Source organism: Streptococcus suis, from assembly GCF_029616525.1.
Lineage (GTDB): Bacteria > Bacillota > Bacilli > Lactobacillales > Streptococcaceae > Streptococcus > Streptococcus suis_AF.
Window position 1 is genome coordinate 1 of record NZ_JANFME010000020.1, and the last position, 21,049, is coordinate 21,049.

The 21,049-nt window shown below is 43.9% G+C and carries 22 protein-coding genes; 18 read left to right on the top strand and 4 right to left on the bottom strand.

Annotated features, from left to right (window positions below; genetic code table 11):
* Positions 1-78 precede the first annotated feature (78 nt).
* The 6 genes from dnaK to NOL38_RS08105 all read left to right on the top strand — a co-directional run bounded on the left by dnaK (position 79) and on the right by NOL38_RS08105 (position 7,502).
* Positions 79-1,902, top strand: a complete 1,824-nt coding sequence (gene dnaK / locus NOL38_RS08080) for a molecular chaperone DnaK (RefSeq protein WP_002943084.1) — start codon at positions 79-81, stop codon at positions 1,900-1,902.
* 253 nt (positions 1,903-2,155) lie between these two features.
* Positions 2,156-2,842 carry a type 1 glutamine amidotransferase domain-containing protein gene (locus NOL38_RS08085; protein ID WP_172004243.1) on the top strand — a complete coding sequence of 229 codons (687 nt, stop codon included), beginning with the start codon at positions 2,156-2,158 and terminating at the stop codon, positions 2,840-2,842.
* Between the two features lie 225 nt (positions 2,843-3,067).
* A complete protein-coding gene (gene dnaJ / locus NOL38_RS08090; protein ID WP_277941887.1) occupies positions 3,068-4,204 on the top strand; it encodes a molecular chaperone DnaJ in 1,137 nt (378 codons plus the stop codon).
* A gap of 92 nt (positions 4,205-4,296) precedes the next feature.
* A complete protein-coding gene (locus tag NOL38_RS08095) occupies positions 4,297-5,742 on the top strand; it encodes an amidase (RefSeq protein WP_277941888.1) in 1,446 nt (481 codons plus the stop codon).
* A 122-nt stretch (positions 5,743-5,864) separates the two neighbouring features.
* Positions 5,865-6,740, top strand: a complete 876-nt coding sequence (locus NOL38_RS08100) for a transporter substrate-binding domain-containing protein (protein WP_044687355.1) — start codon at positions 5,865-5,867, stop codon at positions 6,738-6,740.
* Positions 6,741-6,830: 90 nt separating this feature from the next.
* On the top strand, positions 6,831-7,502 hold the full coding sequence (locus NOL38_RS08105) for an amino acid ABC transporter permease (RefSeq protein WP_248018411.1): 672 nt from the start codon (positions 6,831-6,833) through the stop codon (positions 7,500-7,502).
* Between the two features lie 111 nt (positions 7,503-7,613).
* On the opposite strand, the gene NOL38_RS08110 is transcribed toward NOL38_RS08105, so the two are convergent.
* The 4 genes from NOL38_RS08110 to NOL38_RS08125 form a co-directional block, all read right to left on the bottom strand.
* Complete coding sequence (locus NOL38_RS08110) at positions 7,614-7,844, bottom strand: helix-turn-helix domain-containing protein (protein ID WP_248018412.1); 231 nt, start codon at positions 7,842-7,844, stop codon at positions 7,614-7,616.
* 1 nt (position 7,845) lies between these two features.
* On the bottom strand, positions 7,846-8,370 hold the full coding sequence (locus tag NOL38_RS08115) for a hypothetical protein (RefSeq protein ID WP_277941889.1): 525 nt from the start codon (positions 8,368-8,370) through the stop codon (positions 7,846-7,848).
* Between the two features lie 133 nt (positions 8,371-8,503).
* Positions 8,504-10,372, bottom strand: a complete 1,869-nt coding sequence (locus tag NOL38_RS08120) for a heavy metal translocating P-type ATPase (protein ID WP_277941891.1) — start codon at positions 10,370-10,372, stop codon at positions 8,504-8,506.
* A gap of 161 nt (positions 10,373-10,533) precedes the next feature.
* The gene (locus NOL38_RS08125) at positions 10,534-10,989 is read right to left on the bottom strand and encodes a Fur family transcriptional regulator (RefSeq protein WP_172069713.1); all 456 of its coding nucleotides are present in this window, start codon (positions 10,987-10,989) and stop codon (positions 10,534-10,536) included.
* A 166-nt stretch (positions 10,990-11,155) separates the two neighbouring features.
* On the opposite strand from NOL38_RS08125, the gene truA reads away from it, so the two are divergent.
* The 12 genes from truA (at position 11,156) to NOL38_RS08185 (ending at position 21,049) form a co-directional block, all read left to right on the top strand.
* Entirely contained in the window at positions 11,156-11,905 is a 750-nt protein-coding gene (gene truA, locus NOL38_RS08130) for a tRNA pseudouridine(38-40) synthase TruA (protein ID WP_105157519.1), read from the top strand.
* Entirely contained in the window at positions 11,895-12,656 is a 762-nt protein-coding gene (locus NOL38_RS08135) for a bifunctional hydroxymethylpyrimidine kinase/phosphomethylpyrimidine kinase (RefSeq protein WP_105255977.1), read from the top strand. The genes truA and NOL38_RS08135 overlap by 11 nt, the downstream gene beginning before the upstream one ends.
* Positions 12,646-13,131, top strand: a complete 486-nt coding sequence (locus NOL38_RS08140; protein ID WP_105120414.1) for an ECF transporter S component — start codon at positions 12,646-12,648, stop codon at positions 13,129-13,131. The genes NOL38_RS08135 and NOL38_RS08140 overlap by 11 nt, the downstream gene beginning before the upstream one ends.
* On the top strand, positions 13,112-13,675 hold the full coding sequence (locus NOL38_RS08145; RefSeq protein ID WP_105120413.1) for a TIGR01440 family protein: 564 nt from the start codon (positions 13,112-13,114) through the stop codon (positions 13,673-13,675). The genes NOL38_RS08140 and NOL38_RS08145 overlap by 20 nt, the downstream gene beginning before the upstream one ends.
* A gap of 108 nt (positions 13,676-13,783) precedes the next feature.
* A complete protein-coding gene (locus NOL38_RS08150; RefSeq protein ID WP_024384690.1) occupies positions 13,784-14,212 on the top strand; it encodes an Rrf2 family transcriptional regulator in 429 nt (142 codons plus the stop codon).
* Positions 14,213-14,288: 76 nt separating this feature from the next.
* Positions 14,289-15,290 (top strand): NADP-dependent oxidoreductase, encoded by a 1,002-nt coding sequence (locus NOL38_RS08155; protein ID WP_105120412.1) that lies wholly within the window; start codon positions 14,289-14,291, stop codon positions 15,288-15,290.
* 11 nt (positions 15,291-15,301) lie between these two features.
* Positions 15,302-16,138: an alpha/beta fold hydrolase gene (locus NOL38_RS08160; protein ID WP_044674108.1), complete on the top strand. Its 837-nt coding sequence runs from the start codon at positions 15,302-15,304 to the stop codon at positions 16,136-16,138.
* Between the two features lie 135 nt (positions 16,139-16,273).
* On the top strand, positions 16,274-16,873 hold the full coding sequence (locus NOL38_RS08165; RefSeq protein ID WP_044674110.1) for a DUF1349 domain-containing protein: 600 nt from the start codon (positions 16,274-16,276) through the stop codon (positions 16,871-16,873).
* 114 nt (positions 16,874-16,987) lie between these two features.
* Positions 16,988-18,271: a trigger factor gene (gene tig / locus NOL38_RS08170; RefSeq protein ID WP_105120411.1), complete on the top strand. Its 1,284-nt coding sequence runs from the start codon at positions 16,988-16,990 to the stop codon at positions 18,269-18,271.
* Between the two features lie 177 nt (positions 18,272-18,448).
* Entirely contained in the window at positions 18,449-19,225 is a 777-nt protein-coding gene (locus NOL38_RS08175) for a gamma-glutamyl-gamma-aminobutyrate hydrolase family protein (protein WP_024401838.1), read from the top strand.
* 18 nt (positions 19,226-19,243) lie between these two features.
* The gene (locus NOL38_RS08180) at positions 19,244-20,641 is read left to right on the top strand and encodes an APC family permease (protein WP_044692398.1); all 1,398 of its coding nucleotides are present in this window, start codon (positions 19,244-19,246) and stop codon (positions 20,639-20,641) included.
* A gap of 27 nt (positions 20,642-20,668) precedes the next feature.
* Complete coding sequence (locus tag NOL38_RS08185) at positions 20,669-21,049, top strand: Rid family detoxifying hydrolase (RefSeq protein ID WP_024384683.1); 381 nt, start codon at positions 20,669-20,671, stop codon at positions 21,047-21,049.

Consider the following 21,049-nt stretch of genomic DNA (forward strand, 5'->3'; position numbering starts at 1 on the left):
AAACTATGAAAAAACCTCGTCTGCAATGACGGTAAACTATGAATGAATAAAAGAAAACTAAAATAAGAGGTAACACACATGTCTAAAATTATCGGTATTGACTTAGGTACAACAAACTCAGCAGTTGCAGTTCTTGAAGGAACTGAATCAAAAATCATCGCAAACCCAGAAGGTAACCGCACAACTCCATCTGTTGTTTCTTTCAAAAATGGTGAAATCATCGTTGGTGACGCGGCAAAACGCCAAGCGGTAACCAACCCAGATACCATCATCTCTATCAAATCAAAAATGGGAACTTCTGAAAAAGTTTCAGCAAATGGCAAAGAATACACACCACAAGAAATCTCAGCTATGATTCTTCAATACTTGAAAGGCTACGCTGAAGAGTACCTTGGTGAAAAAGTAACTAAAGCCGTTATCACTGTTCCTGCTTACTTCAACGATGCACAGCGTCAAGCAACCAAAGACGCTGGTAAAATCGCTGGTCTTGAAGTAGAACGTATCGTCAACGAACCAACTGCAGCAGCCCTTGCTTACGGTTTGGACAAGACTGACAAAGATGAAAAAATCTTGGTATTCGACCTTGGTGGTGGTACTTTCGACGTATCTATCCTTGAGCTTGGTGACGGTGTCTTTGACGTACTTGCAACAGCAGGTGATAACAAGCTCGGTGGTGACGACTTTGACCAAAAGATTATCGACCACATGGTAGCAGAATTCAAGAAAGAAAACGGTATCGACTTGTCAGCTGACAAGATGGCCCTTCAACGTTTGAAAGATGCGGCTGAAAAAGCGAAGAAAGATTTGTCAGGTGTAACATCAACTCAAATCAGCTTGCCGTTCATCACTGCAGGTGCAGCAGGTCCGCTTCACTTGGAAATGACGTTGACACGTGCGAAATTCGACGAATTGACTTACGACCTTGTAGAACGTACAAAAGTTCCTGTTCGTCAAGCCCTTTCAGATGCTGGACTTAGCTTGTCAGAAATCGACGAAGTTATCCTTGTCGGTGGTTCAACTCGTATCCCAGCCGTTGTAGAAGCTGTAAAAGCTGAAACAGGTAAAGAGCCAAACAAATCTGTAAACCCTGACGAAGTGGTTGCCATGGGTGCGGCAATCCAAGGTGGTGTCATCACTGGTGATGTCAAAGACGTTGTCCTCCTTGACGTAACTCCATTGTCACTTGGTATCGAAACAATGGGTGGCGTATTTACAAAACTCATCGACCGTAACACAACTATCCCAACTTCTAAATCACAAGTCTTCTCAACTGCGGCGGACAACCAGCCAGCTGTTGATATCCACGTGCTTCAAGGTGAGCGTCCAATGGCAGCAGACAACAAGACTCTTGGTCGCTTCCAGTTGACAGACATTCCAGCAGCACCTCGTGGTATTCCACAAATCGAAGTAACATTTGACATCGACAAGAACGGTATCGTTTCTGTAAAAGCCAAAGACCTTGGTACACAAAAAGAACAAACTATTGTTATCCAGTCCAACTCAGGTTTAACAGACGAAGAAATTGACCGCATGATGAAAGATGCAGAAGCAAACGCTGAAGCAGATAAGAAACGTAAGGAAGAAGTAGATCTTCGTAACGATGTTGACCAAGCAATCTTTGCGACTGAGAAAACTCTGAAAGAAACGGAAGGCAAAGGCTTCGACGCAGAACGCGACCAAGCCCAAGCAGCACTTGACGAGTTGAAAGCAGCCCAAGAAGCTAACAACTTGGACGATATGAAGGCTAAACTTGAAAACCTCAACGAAAAAGCCCAAGCCCTCGCAGTGAAACTCTACGAGCAAGCTGCAGCAGCACAACAAGCAGCCGCAGGCCAAGAAGGTGCTCAAACAGCCAACAACGCAGGCGATGATGTTGTAGATGGCGAGTTTACTGAAAAGTAGTACTCTTCGAAATTCTTTACTAAGCTTCGTTAACTCTCCTCGATGAACTCCAGTTCAATCTTCGTCCAGTTGCCTAGCCTAGTCTTGAATTTCTTTGAGTATCTAGAACATGGAAAGTTATCTTTTTTCCGAAGTTCTTAGCCCGAACTCAATTCTCACCTTCCCGAGAATAGAAATCATTCGTCAATAAAATTTCCAATCACAGAGGTTGCAACCCAGCCTCTGTTTTTGGGTAAATAGAAAATAGGGTAAAATGAATACGAAAAAAATACTGGTCGTTTTGACCAATGTATCTCAATACAAAAATGATGAAGAAAAAACAGGTCTGTGGCTAGCAGAAGCGACAGAATTTGTAGATGAAGTTACCAAAGCAGGATTTGAAGTGGATTATGTCAGTCCAAAAGGAGGAAGTGTTCCAATCGATCCGCGAAGTCTGAAAAAGGCCTATGTTTCCAAAGAAGATTTACAACTATCTGAAAGCGCTGATTTTAAGGAGCGTGCCTTGCTACATTCTCTTAAACCAGAAGATGTTCAACCTGAGGACTACATCGCTATCTATTATACGGGTGGCCACGGTGTAATTTGGGATTTTCCGGATAACAAGGAATTGCAAGAAATTGCTAATTCTATTTATGAACAAGGCGGATATATTTCCTCAGTTTGTCACGGTGTTGCAGGCTTGTTAAATATCCGTGCTAGGGATGGTCGTTATCTTATCGAGGGTAAGAAGATAACTGGTTTCACCAAATGGGAAGAGATTTTAAGTGGAAAACTGAAAAAAGTTCCCTTCATCACGGAAACTGAGGTCAAAAAACGTGGAGCCGATTTTCAAAAGAAACTTCCCTACACTTCTTTTGCTATACAAGATGGTCGTTTTGTAACTGGGCAAAATCCAATGTCAGGTAGGGCAGTTGCCAAACGCTTGCTAAGTAACTTCTAGCGAGGATTGGTATTACTGTACTTCATATCTCGATTTTACAGAAAGGAAAGTGTTCGTAATCGAACACGGGCTACTTTCAACATTCTAAAGAAAGGAATACAAGTTCGTTTATTCGAACACAGGCTAAAAACCTAGTGAAAAAGATAAACTTCCTAGTGTGTTTTACACACTGCGTCAGTTTCCTATTTTCATACGGTTTTCTTAACGCCTTTTGTATCATAAACTATGAACAACACAGAATTTTACGATCGTCTGGGGGTTTCTAAGGATGCCTCTCAGGACGAGATAAAAAAAGCTTATCGGAAGTTGTCCAAGAAGTACCACCCTGACATCAATAAGGAGGCTGGTGCGGAGGATAAATACAAGGAAGTCCAAGAGGCTTATGAAACCTTGAGTGATCCGCAGAAGCGTTCTGCCTATGACCAATTTGGTCCTGCTGGTGCCAATGGTGGCTTCGGCGGTGGAGCTGGTGGCTTTGGTGGTTTCGACGGAGCTGGTTTCGGTGGCTTTGAGGATATCTTCTCTAGCTTCTTTGGTGGTGGCGGTGCGACGCGCAATCCGAATGCTCCTCGTCAGGGGGATGACCTCCAATACCGGGTTAACCTTAAGTTTGAAGAGGCGATTTTCGGTGCAGAGAAAGAAGTTTCTTATCACCGTGAAGCGACTTGTCGGACTTGTACGGGTTCAGGTGCTAAACCTGGTACTAGTCCAGTAACTTGTGGACGCTGTCACGGTTCAGGGATTATTAATGTGGACACGCAAACACCACTTGGTACCATGCGCCGTCAAATGACCTGTGATGTCTGTCATGGTCGTGGGAAACAAATTAAGGATCCATGTACAACTTGTCGCGGAACCGGTCACGAAAAACAAGCTCATACGGTAACTGTCAAAGTGCCAGCTGGTATTGAAACCGGACAACGTATCCGTCTGGCAGGTCAAGGAGAGGCTGGTTTTAATGGTGGTCCTTATGGAGATCTTTATGTTATTATCCAAGTTCAGGCTTCAGACAAGTTTGAACGTGAGGGGACGACGATTTATTACAAATTAGATCTTAACTTTGTCCAAGCTGCTCTTGGTGATACTGTTCATGTACCAACGGTTCATGGTGATGTGGATATGGTCATTCCTGAAGGAACACAGACTGGTAAGACTTTCCGATTAAAAGGTAAGGGGGCACCGAGTATAAACGGAGGTGCAATTGGCGACCAGTATGTGACGGTCAACATTGTTACCCCTACAGGTCTGAATGACCGCCAACGTTCAGCCTTAAAAGAATTTGCGGCAGCAGGAAATATTGATGTCAAACCTCATAAAAAAGGATTCTTTGACAAGGTAAAAGATGCTTTTGATGAGCTGTAAATTGCTTTTATCGGTATACTCAAAATCAGTAAGCGTGGCTTGCTGATTTTTTACTTTCATGATAAGCTAATAAAAAATACAAGGAGAAGCCTATGTGGAAAGATGCGACGGAAATGGCCTTGGCTGTTCGAACAGGTCAGGTTTCTGCTAAAGAATTGGTAGTAGAAGCTATTGAACGAATAGAAGAGGAAAATCCTGCTATCAATGCAGTTGTCAGCAAGCAATACGAGCAAGCCCTGCAAGAAGCAGAAACGGGGAATTTTCAAGATAAGGCCTTTGGCGGCATTCCTCTTTTGTTGAAAGATTTGGGGCAAAATGAAGAAGGGCACTTGTCAACAGCTGGCTCTCGTCTATTCCAGAATTACCGAGCAGGGCATACAGACAAGTTGGTTCAGGCTTTCAAGGATCTGGGTTTCATCATCTTGGGCCGTTCCAATACGCCAGAGTTTGGTTTTAAGAACATATCTGACTCCAGCCTACATGGGCCGGTCAAGTTGCCACTAGATCTGAGCCGCAATGCAGGTGGATCCAGTGGTGGTGCAGCAGCGGCAGTAGCTTCCGGTATGGTACCTTTGGCAGCAGCTTCGGATGGTGGAGGCTCTATCCGTATTCCCGCCTCCTTCAATGGTTTGATTGGTCTTAAGCCCAGTCGGGGCCGCATTCCTGTTGGTCCAACCTCCTATCGTGGCTGGCAGGGAGCTTCTAGCAACTTTGCCTTGACCAAGTCGGTCCGCGATACCAAGCGCCTCCTCTATCACTTGCAGACCTATCAGGTGGAGGCTCCCTTTCCTCTGGCTCTTCTGTCTGAGCAGAGTCTCTTTGCACCACAAGATAAACCTCTGAAAATTGCCTACAGTCTGGAATCGCCGATTGGCAATTCGGTTTCCGCTGATGCCAAACAGGCTGTCTTGTCCCTTCTGCCTCAGTTAGAAGCACTGGGGCACCAGATTATCGAGCTAACAAGTCCTGTTTTGGACGGAATAGAAGTCATGCGGGCCTATTACCTGATGAACAGTGTTGAAACAGCTCAGATGTTTGACGAGATTGAGGCGGGGCTGGGTCGTCCCATGACCCCTGATGACATGGAGGTCATGACCTGGGCTATTTACCAGAGCGGGCAGACCATCCCAGCCAAGCTCTATTCCAAAGTCTTACAGGATTGGGACCGTTACAGTGCCAGCATGGCGGACTTCCACCAGCACTATGACCTTCTTCTGACGCCGACCGTGGCGGATGTGGCTCCAAAGCTAGACCAGTTCACTCACTCGCAAGAGATGCTGGACCGCTTGTTGCACACGCAGGAGTTGGCAATGGCAGAGCAGCAGAGCTTGATTTGGGAGATGTTTGCAGATAGTCTAGCCTGGACACCCTTTACCCAACAGGCAAACATCACCGGCCAACCGGCTATCAGCTTGCCAACTTATAAGACTCCACAAGACCTGCCAATCGGTGTTCAATTCACAGCAGCAAAAGGTCGAGAAGACTTGTTACTCTATGTGGCAGACCAGTTAGAACAAGCAGAACTTCTGCATTCATAATTTCTCCATTTTTTCAGTTCAATTATTTGCCAAAACGTTTTCAAAATGTTAACCTGTAAAAGTTGGTGGGTTAACACCGAAAAAGTAAAAAGGAAGCTATGGCTTCCAAAGGAGATTGTTTTATGTTGAAAAAAGTTTTGGCCTCAGCTCTCTTGGTTTCTACTTTGACCTTGGCAGCATGTTCTAGCTCAAGTTCGAATACTAGCAGTTCTTCTGCTGAACAGACTCAATGGGAAAAAGTACAAGAAGCAGGTGTCTTGAAGGTTGCAACACCAGGTACCCTTTTCCCAACTTCTTACTACAACGATGCTAAAGAATTGGTCGGATATGAAATTGATATGATCAATGAAATTGGTAAACGTTTGAAATTGGAAATCGAATACCAAGAAATCGGTGTGGCAGAAGCCTTTACAGCTGTTGATAGTGGTAAGGTCGATATTTCTGTTAACAACTTTGACATGACAGAAGCACGTAAGGAAAAGTACAACTTCTCTATCCCTTACAAGTATTCAGTTGGTGGCTACATTGTTCGTGAAGACGGTTCATCAGGAATCGAAGCAGCTGACTTGAGCGACTGGACTGGTAAAAAAGCAGGTGGTGGCGCAGGTACTCAGTACATGAAAATTGCTGAAAAGCAAGGCGCAGAGCCAGTTATCTATGACAACGTAACCAATGATGTTTACTTGCGTGATGTTTCAACAGGTCGTACAGACTTCATTCCAAACGACTACTACACACAAGTAATGGCTATCAAATGGGTCAATGCCAACTTCCCAGATATCAAAGTGAAGATGGGTGAGGCTAAATACAATCCAACTGAACAAGGTATTGTCATGAGCAAGGCTGACACAAGCTTGAAAGAAAAAATTGACGAAGCTCTTGAAGCGATGAAAGCTGACGGAACTTTGAAGGCAATTTCTGAGAAATACTATGCAGGACAAGATTTGACAGTTCCTGTTGAAAATGCAGACCAATTGCCAGTTATCGAAGTTGAATAAGACCTTGTAACAAATTAAATGCATCTTGTATAGACTTTGTCAGTCACAGACTGGCAAGGTCTATCTGGTTTTTAGGAAAGAGGAGAAGATATGTATATTAACTGGCAGGCAGTTTTTAATGCAGATATTGCAAGAGAGGCTATTCCACAGATTTTAGAGGGACTTCCCTACACTCTATCCCTATCCCTAATTGGTTTTGCCTTGGGGACTTTCTGTGGATTTTTTGTAGCCCTCATGCGGATGTCTAAGTTTGGACCCTTGCGTTGGTTGGCTATGGCCCATATTTCTCTCATGCGTGGAATTCCCCTCATGGTCCTTCTCTTTTTCATCTATTTTGGATTGCCTTTCATGGGGCTACAACTAGATGCTATCTCCGCATCTATTATCGCCTTTACCTCCATGTCCAGTGCCTACATTTCTGAAATTATTCGTGCATCTCTTTCGGCCATTGATAAGGGACAATGGGAGGCAGCGCGTTCCCTGGGCTTGCGGACCAATGTGATTTACAGAAAAATCATCATTCCCCAAGCCTTTCGGATTGCCCTTCCACCGCTGAGCAATGTCCTCTTAGACATGGTCAAAAGTACCTCTCTGACAGCCATGATTACGGTACCAGAGATTTTCAATAAGGCTAAGATAGTCGGCGGAGCTAAGTCGGACTACATGACAGTTTACATCTGTGTAGCCCTTATTTATTGGGCTATCTGCACTCTCTACGCCTTCGGTCAGCTCAAGCTGGAAAAACGCTTGGCGACCTATTAAAAAGAGGTTGGCAAATCCTTCCAATTAAAATTTGAACAATCAAAAATAGCTTAGAATTTCCGTCTTGAATGACGTGGTCCTAAGCTATTTTTTATTTTAAATCCAGTTTGCTTAATCTCTTTTTATGTGTTTACCCCTACTCACATATTCCAAAATATCCCCTGGTTGGCAGTCTAGGATGCGGCAGATGCTCATCAGGGTATTGAAACGAATACCTTTTGCCTTACCTGTCTTGAGAATGGACAGATTGGCTTCGGTGATGCCGACTTGCTCCGCCAAGTCCTTGGAAGTCATTTGTCGGTCTTTAAGGACCTTGTCTAGGTTTACGCGAATCATTTCCATATCAGATAAACTCGCTGTTCTCGGTTTCAAGTTGTAGCCCTTTTTGTACTAAGGTCCAGACAAAATAAGTCAGGAAGATAAAGAGAGCATTGAGGATGAAATCTGACCAACGCAGATTGAGGAAGTTGTTTGGTCCAGCAGCATTTGTCAAGGCGATCAAGCTGGTTAGGCAAAATTGCCCAGCAGTCAGGACGAGCAAACTGCTGAAGAGTTTCTGATAAAGTTCCAGACTAGCTGAAGCGAAATAATCTTCTTTCAGAAACAACTTGCATAGCTTTTGAATCAAGTGGGCAATATGACTGAGTGCCGCCAAGACAACTAAGATCAATCCACTTGTTAAAAGGATGAGCCAGATACCAATCTGGTCAATGGGTTTGTTAAAGGTGTATTCCCAAGAACGTGTTACAAAAGAATCCCCGCTAAAACTTGCCAATGTAGAGAAGGCATAGAGAGCAATCAAAAAATAGAAGAAAAAGCGAACACATGCAGCAACCAATCCTGCTGTTTTGAGTAGATTTGTTTTCATAGCAAACCTCCGATTATTATTGTTTTATGATAATATTATCTGCAAAATTATTATAAAACAATAATTTTTAAAATGCAAGCGTTTTTTTAAAAAAGAATAATAAGAAAACCGCCAAGCAACTGGCGGTCTGAAGCTATTTAAAATACAGTAATCTCAACCCATTCAAAATCACCAAAATCGTTGATCCTTCGTGGCCCACCACACCGAGCGGTAGGTTGATAGACTGGAAGAGGTTAGAGATGATGAGAAGGGCGATGACAGACAGGGCAAAGATGATATTTTGCTTGATGATGCTCCGCATTTTCTTAGACAGGCGAATGGAGTAGGGAATCCGTGTCAGGTCTTCCATGAGCACGATGTCGGCAGATTCCATAGCGATATCCGTTCCGCTTCCCATAGCGTAGCTGACATTGGCTTGGGCCAGGGCAGGAGCATCGTTGATACCGTCACCCACCATACCGACAGATGCAAACTCGGTTTGCAGTTTTTGGATAACAGCAGCCTTGTCCGTCGGCAGACAGTTGGCAATCACACGGTCAATACCGACCTGACTCGCCACGTAACGAGCCGTCTTTTCTTGGTCACCTGTCAAGAGAATTGGCGTCACGCCCATCTCTTTCAACTGGGCAATTAGCTGCTTGCTCTCAGGTTTCAAACTATCTTCCACCATAAAAATCGCTACAAGGAAATCATTTTGGCTGACATAGACCAGGGTTTTCCCAGTGCTTTCCGCCTCATCGATCTGTGCAACTAAGTCCGCAGACAGGGGACTGACCAAGCTATCTACCACAAAGCCCGCCTTACCGATTTTCCAGCTGTCGTCCTGATAGCCTGCCACCAAGCCTTTTCCGGTCACGTCTTCTAGGCTTTGGAGGGCAATAGCGGAGCTGTCAGCCGTATAGGTCATGAGAGCCTGAGCGATGGGATGGCTAGATTGTTTTTCAACTGCTTGAACAACCTGCTTGATAAGCTCCTCATCGCCAAGATAGGTCGCACCTACAACTTCAGGTTTACCAATGGTTAGGGTGCCCGTCTTGTCAAAAACGATTGCCTCTAGATTGGCGATATTGTCCGCAATGTCACCGCCCTTGATAATCATGCCCTTGCGTGCCGCACGGCTGATGGCAGAAAGTGTTGCGGGTGAAGAAGAAGCTACGAGGGCACAAGGAGAAGCGATAGTCAAGAGAATCATGCCACGGTAGAAGGCAGTTAACCAGTCCCAGCCCAGAGCAAAATGAGCAAGGAGGATGAAGAGTGGTACCACCACCAAAACAACCTTGACATAGGTATCTTCCATATTTTCAATGAAAGTAGCTGTTTTTGATTTGGATTCTTGGGCGTTTTCGACCATTTGGACGATTTTATCGAAGAGGGCATCGCCTTTTTCAGCCGTAACTTGTACGGTCACAGTTGGACCTTGGTTAATGGTTCCGCCGATAACAGCATCGCCAGCCATTTTCTCCGCAGGGAGCGGCTCGCCTGTAATCATGGATTCGTCAAAGATGGATTGGGGACTGATGAGGGTAGCATCCAGTGGAACCGTGTCACCCTTGCGGACTTGCAGGAGGTTGCCAATGCGGATGGCTGCGGTGTCTAAGACAGTAATGTCACCATTTTCCTCGATTTTGCGAGCCGTTGGAGGGGTCATGTTCATCAGAGCGGCAATAGCATTCTTGCTTTTTTCCATGGCTAATTCTTCCAGAGTAGAAGAAAGGGAGAAGATGAAGATGAGTAGAGCCCCTTCCATCCAGTAGCCAATTAGACCAGAGCCGATAGCAGCCAAAATCATGAGCAGGTCGACAGACAGGTGCTTATCGAAAATCAGCTCAGAAATGCCTTCCTTGGCAGACTGGTAGCCACCGATGATAAAGGCTGAAATGAAGAGGATGGGTGCCCATCCCTGTCCAGTCTGAAACAGAAGGATACCTATTAGAATGAGCGCCAAGCAGAGAGCGGTCGTGATGATGTGGCTGTGTTGTTTGAGGTTGGTTACGAGTGTCATAATTTGCTCTTCCTTATTTAGAATAATTATCATTTAATTAAGTTAATTATAACAATTATAAAAAGAAAGTCAAGTTATTTATAATAATTCTAAATAAGATTGTTCTGATAATTCAAAGGAAAATAAAAAAAGCGACAGAAAGCCGCTTTGATATTCGTCTTTTAGTTCTGGCAATCAGGACAAATGCCGTAGATGGATAGCACCTCTTTTGTAATTTTGTAACCAGTTTGGGTATGAGCTTCCTTCTTCAAGCTCGGGATTTCTACATCCATGAAATCAGTAATTTTTCCACAGACTTCACAAATAACATTGAGGTGCTCGTGCCCCATAAAGTCGTAATAAGTAGTATTATCATTGGTCCGTTTCAATTCGGTCACGAACCCTTCTTCCAATAGAAGTTTGAGGTTGTTGTAAACAGTCGCCAGACTCATGTTGGGGTAGTTAGGGATTAGATCTTGATAAATCATTTCAGCACTAGGGTGGTCATCGCTTTCGATAATGTAGGCAACGACTGCTTTTCTAGTTTCGGTAATGCGTACACCCTTTTCTTTTAGATGTTGGATGACGTGTTCAAAAGCAGTTTGGTTTTCTGCATTGAGGTGAGAATGGAGTTCCATAGTTTCCTCCTTTCGTTATTATTTTATAAAAATTCTAAGATACAATATTCAGTTTCATTATAGTGTATTTGGGAGGTTGTGTCAATTTTGAGACAGGAAATCTGTCATAGGACAGTTTGGTGTCTCATGACTTGTTTACATACTTTTCCTGTGCTACAATCAAAACATGACAAGATATAAGGCAATTATTTCCTACGACGGACATGACTTTTCTGGTTTCCAACGCCAGCCCCATGCCCGTACAGTTCAGGAAGAAATCGAAAAAACGTTAGTAAGATTGAATAGTGGTCAGCCTGTAACCGTTCATGGTGCAGGTCGTACAGATGCAGGGGTACACGCCTACGGTCAGGTTATACACTTTGACTTGGCTGGCAGTCGAGATGTGGAGAAGCTCCGCTTTGCCCTGGATACCCAAACCCCTGAGGATATTGATGTGGTCCAGGTGGAGCAGGTGGCAGATGATTTTCATTGCCGCTATGCCAAGCACAGCAAGACCTACGAGTTTTTGGTGGATATTGGGCGACCTAAGAATCCTATGATGCGGCACTATGCGACCTTCTATCCCTATGATTTGGACTTGAGCTTGATAGAAGAAGCTATTCAAGATCTGGTGGGGACCCATGACTTCACAGGCTTTACAGCTTCGGGGACCTCGGTGGAGGACAAGGTGCGGACCATCACAGCGGCGACAATGGAGTATGATCAGCGGCGGCAGTTCTTGATTTTTACCTTTTCAGGCAACGGTTTTTTGTACAAGCAGGTGCGGAATATGGTCGGGACCCTCTTGAAAATTGGGAATGGTCGCATGCCTGTGGGGCAGATTAAGCGGATTTTGGCAGAAAAAGATCGTGGTTTGGCAGGTCCGACTGCGGCGGGAAATGGCCTCTATCTAAAGGAGATTATCTATGAAGACTAAGTATATTTTGGCGCTTTCGGGCAATGATATTTTCAGCGGTGGCGGCCTCCATGCAGACCTGACCACTTACACAGTCCATGGCCTGCATGGGTTTGTGGCGGTGACTTGCTTGACAGCCATGACGGAAAAAGGTTTTGAGGTCATTCCGATAGATGCGGCGGTGTTTGCCCAGCAGCTAGCTAGTTTGAAGGATGTGTCCTTTTCAGCGATTAAGATCGGCTTGCTTCCCACGGTGGACATAGCAGAGCAGGCTTTGGAGTTTATCAAGGCTCACCAGGAGATTCCTGTGGTCTTGGATCCGGTCTTGGTCTGCAAGGAAACGCACGATACTGAGGTCAGCCAGTTGCGGGACGAACTCTTGAAATTCCTTCCCTATGTCAGCATCATCACGCCTAATCTGGCAGAAGCTCAGCTATTGCTCCAAAAGGATATCAAAACGGTGGAGGAGATGAAGCAGGCGGCAGTGGCCTTGTATGACTTGGGAGCCAAGGCGGTGGTCATCAAGGGAGGTAATCGTCTGGGTGGCTCAGAGGCGGTCGATGTTTTCTACGACGGTCAGGAAGTGGTGGTGCTCCAGTCGCCTCTGCTGTCAGAAAACAATGTGGGGGCAGGCTGTACCTTTGCGTCCAGCATTGCCAGTCAGCTTTTGCTGGGAAGAGAACCTTTCGAGGCAGTCAGACTGTCCAAGGATTTTGTCCATGCGGCGATTGAAAAATCAGATGATTATGGGGTGATTCAATATGAGAAATAAAAAAACACAGGAATTAGTATTATTAGCCATCTTAACAGCCTTGAGCTTGGTATTAGCCTTTGTTTATGTGCCAACTGCAACTGGTTTTGTCACGCTCTTGGATGTTGGGGTATATTTTACAGCCTTTTACTTGGGCAAGAAAGAGGGAGCCATTGTTGGCGGTTTGGCAGGACTCTTGATAGATTTCTTGCTAGGCTATCCCCAGTGGGCTTTCTTTAGTCTAGTATTCCACGGGGCTCAGGGTTATTTTGCGGGTTGGACAGGTAAGAAACGGATTCTCGGTTTAGTCTTGGCGACCCTCTCTATGGTTGGAGGTTATTATCTAGCTTCTCGACTTTATTTTAATGACCTCAAAGCCATTGAAAGTGTCCTAAGCAATAGCATGCAAAACACAGTTGGTTTGGTAGTTGGTTACGTCTTGGCTCAGGCAATAGAAAGAATTGGTGTAGTAAATCATGTCATTAAAGGAAATTAAAGACCAAACTAAGCAAGTTGTCGAGGAAGTTTTAGACCTCAGTAATCTTCAAAAGGGACAGATATTTGTCCTTGGATTGTCCTCTAGCGAAGTCATCGGAGGGCATATCGGGAAAAATTCCAGTCTGGAAGTTGGTGAGGTGGTTGTTGAAACCATCTTGGAAATCATGGAGCCAAAAGGTATTTATCTAGCTGTCCAAGGCTGTGAGCACCTCAATCGTGCCTTGGTGGTGGAGCGTGAATTAGCAATCCAGAAGAACTTGGAAATAGTCAATGTCTTACCCACTCTTCATGCAGGTGGCTCCGGTCAGTTGGCTGCCTTCAAGTATATGAAGGACCCGGTGGAAGTCGAGTTTATCACCGCACAGGCTGGTGTAGACATCGGCGACACAGCTATCGGCATGCACATCAAACACGTCCAAGTGCCCGTCAGGCCCAGTCTGCGTGAGATTGGTCAGGCCCATGTCACCGCCCTTGCCAGCCGCCCCAAACTGATTGGTGGTGCTCGTGCGGCTTATCAGGAAGATCAGATACGGAAAAATTAGTCACAGCCAAGCGGTTGTGATTTTTTTGAAAACAAAATCCTTGCCAAGTGGATTTCTTTTTGCTAAACTTGTTCTTGTGGTTGATACAAGTTCAAAAGGAGGATTTCCATGGATACCAAATTTTCAGTAGCTTTGCATATCTTGACGATGATTAGCGAGAGTAGTGACGTCATGACGTCGCAGGCCTTGGCAACCAGCGTCGGTACCAATGCCAGTTATATCCGCAAGGTCATCGCTCTCTTGAAGAATGCAGGCATCATCCAGTCCCAGCAGGGCAAGGCTGGCTATGAGTTGAGCAAGAGTCCGGCGGACATCAGCCTTCTGGACATCTACTATGCTACCCAGGAAGTCACGCATATCCAGCTCTTTCAACAGCACCAACATGCTAATCAAGCCTGCCCAGTTGGTCGGCACATTGCAGGAGCTGTCCAGCCAATCTTTGCGACCATTGAGCAGGATTTGCAGGATAGATTATCCCAAGAAAGCTTGGCCCAGGTTATTGCCAACTTGTATCAAAAGGCAAAAAAATCCAACTGACTTTCACAAGTCAGTTTCTATTTAGTACAACTTAGACTTGTATTAGATACAAGTCTACGAATAAAAGGAGTAAACCATGAAAGCAGCACAACACACATCTTATAACAAAAACAATATCGCACTAAACCTAACAGACATTGCTAAACCGAACATCAAACCAGACCAAGTCCTTGTCAAAGTGACCGCAGCAGGTGTCAATCCTTTGGACAACATGATTTCTCGTGGTGAAGTCAAAGTGATTGTCCCTTACAAATTGCCACAAACAGCGGGAAATGAAATCGTTGGTCTGGTTACAGAAGTTGGATCAAGTGTCACCAAGTTTGAGGTTGGTGACCGTGTCTTTGGTCGTCTTCCCCTCGACAACATCGGTGCCTTTGCCGAGTATGTGGTGGTAGAGGCTGCTGCCCTTGCCAAAGTTCCTGCCTATCTGACCGATGTGGAAGCGGCTGCCGTTCCCCTGACTGCCCTGACCATTATGCAGGCATTGGACCTCATGGGTGCAGAGGCTGGCAAGACCATTTTCATCTCAGGTGGTACTGGTGGTGTCGGTGGCATGGCCATTCCGATTGCCAAAGCTAAAGGTTTGACCGTTATTACCAACGGAGATGGTGCTAGTGGTGAGCGTGTCTTGGCTTTAGGTGCAGATCGCTTTATTGACTATAAAACAGAAGATTACACTAAAACAGTTAAAAATGTTGACTATGTACTGGACACACTTGGCGGTGCAGAAACTGAAAAACAAATGTCGATTATGAAAAAAGGTGGTCAGTTGGTTTCCCTCCGTGCCATGCCAAATGGCGAATTTGCCAAACGCATGAACCTGCCAAAATGGAAACAAATCCTGCTTGGCTTGGTTGGTCGCAAGTTTGATAAAATGGCGGAAAGCTACGGAGTACACTACCATTTCATCTTCGTAGAAAGCAATGGTCAACAGCTACAAGAAGTGGCAGATATTTTCAGCAAGTCAGAAATTAAACCGTCTATCGACACTGTTTACCCATTTGAAGAAGTCAACGCAGCCTTGGACAAGGTCGCCAACGGTCGCTCACGTGGAAAAACTGTCCTTAGTTTTAAATAGTAGGAGTACTTATGTCTTATATCACAATTAAAAATCAATACATTACTGTCGCTGGCAATCAGATTGCCTACCGTGAACTAGGTAAGGGCAAGTCTAAGCTGCCCTTGGTCATGTTGGTCCATTTGGCCGCAACCTTGGACAACTGGGATCCCAAATTGCTAGACTTACTGGCTGAAAAAGAGCACATCATCGTCCTTGATTTGCCTGGTGTCGGAGCCAGTCAAGGCAAGGTAGCTCCTTCGATTCCAGGAATGGCAGAGCAGGCTCATGCTATTATCAAGGCCTTGGGGCATACGAAAATTAACCTGCTCGGTCTTTCTATGGGTGGTTTTATTGCCCAAGAAATCGTTCGTCTTGATAGTCAAATGGTTAACCGCTTGATTCTTGCAGGGACAGGTCCTCGTGGCGGTGTAGAAGTGGATAAGGTGACAGGAAAAACCTTCCGCTATATGCTGAAGGCTGGTCTGGAGCGTGTGGATCCAAAACGCTACATCTTCTACAACCACGATGAAGCAGGCCGACTGGAAGCTGAAAAAGTTCTGGGTCGTATGGGAGAAAGAAAAGCCGAGTATGCAGACAAGGAGATGAATGTCCCAGGATTTTTGACCCAGTTGAAGGCTATCAAACGTTGGGGGAGAGATCCTCAAGAAGATATGGCCTTTATCACGCAACCAACGCTGATCGTCAACGGTGACAAGGATATGCAAGTTCCGACTGAGAACTCTTATATCATGTATGAGAAAATCAAAAACAGCCAACTGATTATCTATCCAAATGCGGGTCACGGATCTATCTTCCAAAATGCAGAGGTCTTTTCAACAGCCTTGATAGCCTTTTTGGAGGAATAGTACCCGCTAATCTTGACGATACAAGGCCTGCAAAGTCCCCAAAATCACCCCAGCCTGCTCTTGAAAGAGCTGATTGAGTTACTTGTCTTCTTTTTCTTTTGCCTGTATAATAGTCTAAAAATGAAAGGAAATCAAATGAACACCAAGAATTTTTACTGGGTACGAGAACCTGAAAATTACCAAATTTCAGATAAGGAAATCAGAATCACAACCCAAGCTCATACGGACTTGTGGCAGAAGACCTATTACAATTTTGTTAATGACAATGCTCCCTTGCTCTTGATGGACACGGAGGAAGAGTATTTCTCCTTTACAGTAAAGACAGATTTTTCCAATAGTCATACCCGCTTTGACCAGTGTGGTGTCGTGGTTTATCAGGATTCGGAAAACTGGATTAAGGGCTCGATTGAGTATGAAAATGAGGAGTTTCAGCACTTGGGCAGTGTTGTGACCAATCACGGCTTTTCAGACTGGGCAACTCAGGAAATACCAGCTTCTGTCAAGTCAACCTATTACCGCTTGAGCCGACGGGGCAGTGATTTTTGCATTGAAAACTCTAAAGACGGTATCCATTTTGAGCAGATGCGGATTTGCCACTTACATGAAGGCGGTGGAAAAATCCATTTTGGAATCTATGCCTGCTCGCCAGAAGATTCTTCTTTTGAAGCGGTCTTTTCCGAAATGAGTTTAACAGACTGCAAGTGGCTGGCCCACGACGGACAACAACCAGATTAGAAGATTAGCTTCCAGCTCCGCCATTTCCCAAAAGTACGTTATAAAATCGTTGAAATCCCTGTCAATTGTGTTATAATGAAGAGTATGCAATAAAATTTTAAGGAGAATGACAGAATGTCTGTATCATTTGAAGCAAAAGAAACAAACCGCGGCGTTTTGACTTTCACAATCGGTCAAGATGCAATCAAACCAGAATTGGACCGCGTTTTCAACAAAGTTAAGAAAGATATCAATCTTCCAGGTTTCCGTAAAGGTCACTTGCCACGTGCCGTTTTCAACCAAAAATTTGGTGAAGAAGCACTTTATCAAGATGTTGTAAATGCATTGTTACCAGTAGCTTATGAAGCAGCGGTTGCAGAAGCTGGTCTTGAAGTAGTTGCACAACCAAAAATCGACGTTGTGTCTATGGAAAAAGGTCAAGACTGGACAATCACTGCGGAAGTTGTGACAAAACCTGAAGTAAAATTGGGTGACTACAAAAACTTGGCAGTTTCAGTAGAAGCTACTAAAGAAGTAACAGATGAAGAAGTTGATGCAAAAATCGAAGCTGCACGCAACAACTTGGCTGAATTGGTTATCAAAGAAGGTCCAGCAGCTGAAGGCGATACAGTTGTTATCGACTTTGTAGGTTCAATCGACGGCGTTGAATTTGACGGCGGTAAAGGTGAGAACTTCTCACTTGGACTTGGTTCAGGTCAATTCATCCCAGGCTTTGAAGCGCAATTGGTAGGTCACGCAGCTGGTGAAGAAGTAAACGTTGAAGTGACTTTCCCAGAAGACTACCAAGCAGCAGACCTTGCTGGTAAACCAGCCCTCTTCGTAACAAAAATCCACGAAGTAAAAGCAAAAGAAGTTCCAGCTTTGGATGACGAATTGGCAAAAGACATCGACGAAGAAGTAGAAACACTTGATGAGTTGAAAGCTAAATACCGCAAAGAATTGGAAGCAGCAAAAGAAGTTTCCTTTGACGATGCAGTTGAATCAGCAGCTCTTGAATTGGCTGTAGAAAACGCTGAAATCGTTGAATTGCCAGAAGAAATGATTCACGAAGAAGTTCACCGTGCAATCAATGAATTCTTGGGTGGTATGCAACAACAAGGTATCTCACCAGATATGTACTTCCAAATTACTGGTACAACTCGTGAAGACCTTCATAAACAATACGAAGCAGATGCTGAAAAACGTACTAAGACAAACTTGGTTGTTGAAGCAGTAGCTAAAGCAGAAGGTTTCGAAGCAACTGAAGAAGAAATCAACAAAGAAATCGAAGACTTGGCAGCAACTTACAATATGGAAGTGGCACAAGTACGTAGCTTGCTTTCACCAGAAATGCTTAAACACGACATCGCTGTGAAGAAAGCTGTAGAAGTAATTACAAGCACTGCAACTGTAAAATAATTATTTGGAAAACTCGACTCTAGTCGGGTTTTTTTGTTTAATCATCTTTTAATGCGATACGATACTTTTTTATAAAAAAATATATTTTTTTATAAAAAAGTGTTGTAATCGTTTTCTTTTTATATTATAATTCAATTATAAGAAAATATAATATTTTATAAAACAAGGAGGATGGCTATGGAATCAAAGTGTTCTAAGCCGATTATTGGGATTTCAGCGAGTATTATCGTTGATTCAGGAGGGATGTTTCCTGGTTATCATAGAGCTTATGTAAATGAAGATTATGTAAACTCTGTGATATGCAATGGAGGGATTCCGCTCATTATTCCGATTAGTCAAGATGAGACGGTCATTGATGGCTATATTGGTAGTATTGATGGATTAATTCTTTCAGGGGGGCACGATGTCAATCCTTTGAATTATGATGAAGAACCAGATCAGAAATTAGGGGATATTTTCCCATTGCGCGATTGGTTCGACAGTCAACTTTTACAAAAAGCTAAAGAAAAGCGAATTCCAATCTTAGGGATTTGTCGTGGATGTCAGATCATCAATGTGTCACACGGTGGTAGTCTTTGGCAAGATTTATCTTATGCAGAAGGTGTGACAATCAAGCATTGGCAAGCCCATCATCCAGACTTGGCAACTCACTCCATCGAGATCGAAGAAGATTCTGTACTTTATCACGTGCTGGGAGAGAAAAAAGTGATGGTAAACTCTTTCCATCATCAAGTGATTCGTAAGGTTGGAGATGGTTTCAGAGTTGTAGCGAGAGCAAGAGATGGTGTGATTGAAGCAATCGAAAGCACTGACTATCCTTTTATGATTGGTGTGCAGTGGCATCCTGAAATGTTACACCATTGCGATGCGGGTATGTGTCGTCTCTTTAAAGCCTTGGTGGAAGCAACGCAAGGTATGTCAAGTGAAAAGATTTTATATGAAATGGCCGTTTGAGAGTAGGAGGAAAAGGTCATGAAAAAGAAATTAGGTTTTTATTCCATCGTATTGCTGACTATTAATTCCGTTATCGGGACGGGAATTTTCCTATCACCAGGTACGGTAGTTGCTTCTACGGGGCAACAAGCCTTGCTGGTCTATTTACTGGCAGCAGTATTTGCTTCAGTGCTTGCGATTACTTTTGCAGCAGCGGCTAAGTACGTTTCTAAAGGTGGCGCAGCCTATGCGTATGCCAAGGCAGCATTCGGAGATAATGTTGGTTTTTATGTCGGAATTACTCGCTATATTGCAGCAAGTATTGCCTGGGGTGTTATGGGGACTGCGGTAGTAAAAACTGTCCTTGGTATATTTGGGTTGGATAATACAAATATGACCTATATCACTCTCGGATTTATCTGTTTGATGGCGGTACTCTTACTTGTAAATATATTCGGTACAAGAATTTTTGAAGTCATCAACAACCTTTCTACTATCGGAAAAGTTGGTGCTTTGGTCACTACAATCGTTGTTGGCTTGGCTATTGTCTTATTTGGCAATGTTAACCAATTTGGTACGATTAGTTCCATTATGAATAGTGCAGGCGAAACTCTGGGTGCCAATCTAGACATGGGTGCTTATTGTATGGCGATTATTGCAGCTTTCTATGCCTTTACTGGTTTTGAAAGTGTAGCGAGTGGTTCTGAGGATATGGAAGCGCCAGAGAAAAACTTACCACGAGCTATCCCATTGGCAATTGCTATTGTGGCAGCTATTTATATTGGTATTGTTGGGGTTGCTATGATGATTAACCCAGAAGCGATTGTTTCTACTACTGAAGTTGTAGCCTTGGCAGAAGTATTTGACAATAATATTATTCGTAGTATGATTGTAATAGGTGCTTTAGTTTCTATGTTTGGTATCAATGTGGCAGCTTCCTTCCACACGCCTCGTATTTTGGAAGCGATGGCCTTGCAGGGACAAATTCCAAGTGCCTTTACAAAACGTACTGAAAATGGCTTCCCACTGACTTCCTTCCTTATCACGATTGGGATTGCTATTTTATTACCGATGGCTTTTGGTTTCAATATGAGCAGTATCATTGTTCTTAGCTCAATCTCACGTTTTATTCAATTTATCATTGTACCATTGGCAGTTATCGTTTTCTATTTGGGCAAAGAACGGGGAGAAGCATTGCAAGATGTTAAGAAAAATCCAGTTGTTGATGTCTTCATTCCAAGTCTTGCACTAGCCTTTACATTATTATTGCTTTATAAATTTAGCTGGGCTCAACAATTTACCATCACTCTGGAAAATGGTGAGGTCGTAGCCAATGTATTTGCAATCACAGCCATGGTTATCGGCTATGTTATCTTGCCGATTGTGCTGATGATTTGGAAAAACAGTCAAACAAAAGTTGCTACAGCGACTAATTAAAAGGGGAATCAAAGAGGGGAATCGAATATGGTAGAACGTATTTCAAGTGAAAAAATTCCAGCTGCGGTAGGAAGTTATTCTGCGGCTAGTAAGGTAGGAAATTTGATTTTTACATCAGGACAACTACCAATTAATGTTGAAACAGGCAAAATTGATCAGCCAGAATCAATCGAATGGCAAGTTGCGCAGTCATTGCGAAATGTGCAAGCTATTTTAGAAGATAATGGTTCTTCCATGAAAAATATTATCAAGACAACAGTCTATTTAGACAATATAGAGGATTTTGCAAGTTTCAATGCTGTCTATCAAACTTTCTTTGATGGGGACTACCCTGCTAGAACGGCTTTTGAAGTAGGCCGCTTGCCTTTTGGAGCACTTGTAGAGATCGAAGCAATTGCGGAGGTATAG

Bases quoted from the DNA above. Each gene is read 5' to 3' on its own strand.
- NOL38_RS08120 (WP_277941891.1), bottom strand. From the start codon at position 10,372: ATGACACTCGTAACCAACCTCAAACAACACAGCCACATCATCACGACC.
- NOL38_RS08185 (WP_024384683.1), top strand. From the start codon at position 20,669: ATGGTAGAACGTATTTCAAGTGAAAAAATTCCAGCTGCGGTAGGAAGT.
- NOL38_RS08110 (WP_248018412.1), bottom strand. From the start codon at position 7,844: ATGGAAATGATTCGCGTAAACCTAGACAAGGTCCTTAAAGACCGACAA.
- NOL38_RS08085 (WP_172004243.1), top strand. From the start codon at position 2,156: ATGAATACGAAAAAAATACTGGTCGTTTTGACCAATGTATCTCAATAC.
- NOL38_RS08125 (WP_172069713.1), bottom strand. From the start codon at position 10,989: ATGGAACTCCATTCTCACCTCAATGCAGAAAACCAAACTGCTTTTGAA.
- truA (WP_105157519.1), top strand. From the start codon at position 11,156: ATGACAAGATATAAGGCAATTATTTCCTACGACGGACATGACTTTTCT.
- dnaJ (WP_277941887.1), top strand. From the start codon at position 3,068: ATGAACAACACAGAATTTTACGATCGTCTGGGGGTTTCTAAGGATGCC.
- NOL38_RS08150 (WP_024384690.1), top strand. From the start codon at position 13,784: ATGGATACCAAATTTTCAGTAGCTTTGCATATCTTGACGATGATTAGC.
- NOL38_RS08115 (WP_277941889.1), bottom strand. From the start codon at position 8,370: ATGAAAACAAATCTACTCAAAACAGCAGGATTGGTTGCTGCATGTGTT.
- NOL38_RS08160 (WP_044674108.1), top strand. From the start codon at position 15,302: ATGTCTTATATCACAATTAAAAATCAATACATTACTGTCGCTGGCAAT.
- NOL38_RS08095 (WP_277941888.1), top strand. From the start codon at position 4,297: ATGTGGAAAGATGCGACGGAAATGGCCTTGGCTGTTCGAACAGGTCAG.
- NOL38_RS08145 (WP_105120413.1), top strand. From the start codon at position 13,112: ATGTCATTAAAGGAAATTAAAGACCAAACTAAGCAAGTTGTCGAGGAA.
- NOL38_RS08105 (WP_248018411.1), top strand. From the start codon at position 6,831: ATGTATATTAACTGGCAGGCAGTTTTTAATGCAGATATTGCAAGAGAG.
- NOL38_RS08175 (WP_024401838.1), top strand. From the start codon at position 18,449: ATGGAATCAAAGTGTTCTAAGCCGATTATTGGGATTTCAGCGAGTATT.
- NOL38_RS08135 (WP_105255977.1), top strand. From the start codon at position 11,895: ATGAAGACTAAGTATATTTTGGCGCTTTCGGGCAATGATATTTTCAGC.
- NOL38_RS08100 (WP_044687355.1), top strand. From the start codon at position 5,865: ATGTTGAAAAAAGTTTTGGCCTCAGCTCTCTTGGTTTCTACTTTGACC.
- NOL38_RS08165 (WP_044674110.1), top strand. From the start codon at position 16,274: ATGAACACCAAGAATTTTTACTGGGTACGAGAACCTGAAAATTACCAA.
- dnaK (WP_002943084.1), top strand. From the start codon at position 79: ATGTCTAAAATTATCGGTATTGACTTAGGTACAACAAACTCAGCAGTT.
- tig (WP_105120411.1), top strand. From the start codon at position 16,988: ATGTCTGTATCATTTGAAGCAAAAGAAACAAACCGCGGCGTTTTGACT.
- NOL38_RS08180 (WP_044692398.1), top strand. From the start codon at position 19,244: ATGAAAAAGAAATTAGGTTTTTATTCCATCGTATTGCTGACTATTAAT.
- NOL38_RS08140 (WP_105120414.1), top strand. From the start codon at position 12,646: ATGAGAAATAAAAAAACACAGGAATTAGTATTATTAGCCATCTTAACA.
- NOL38_RS08155 (WP_105120412.1), top strand. From the start codon at position 14,289: ATGAAAGCAGCACAACACACATCTTATAACAAAAACAATATCGCACTA.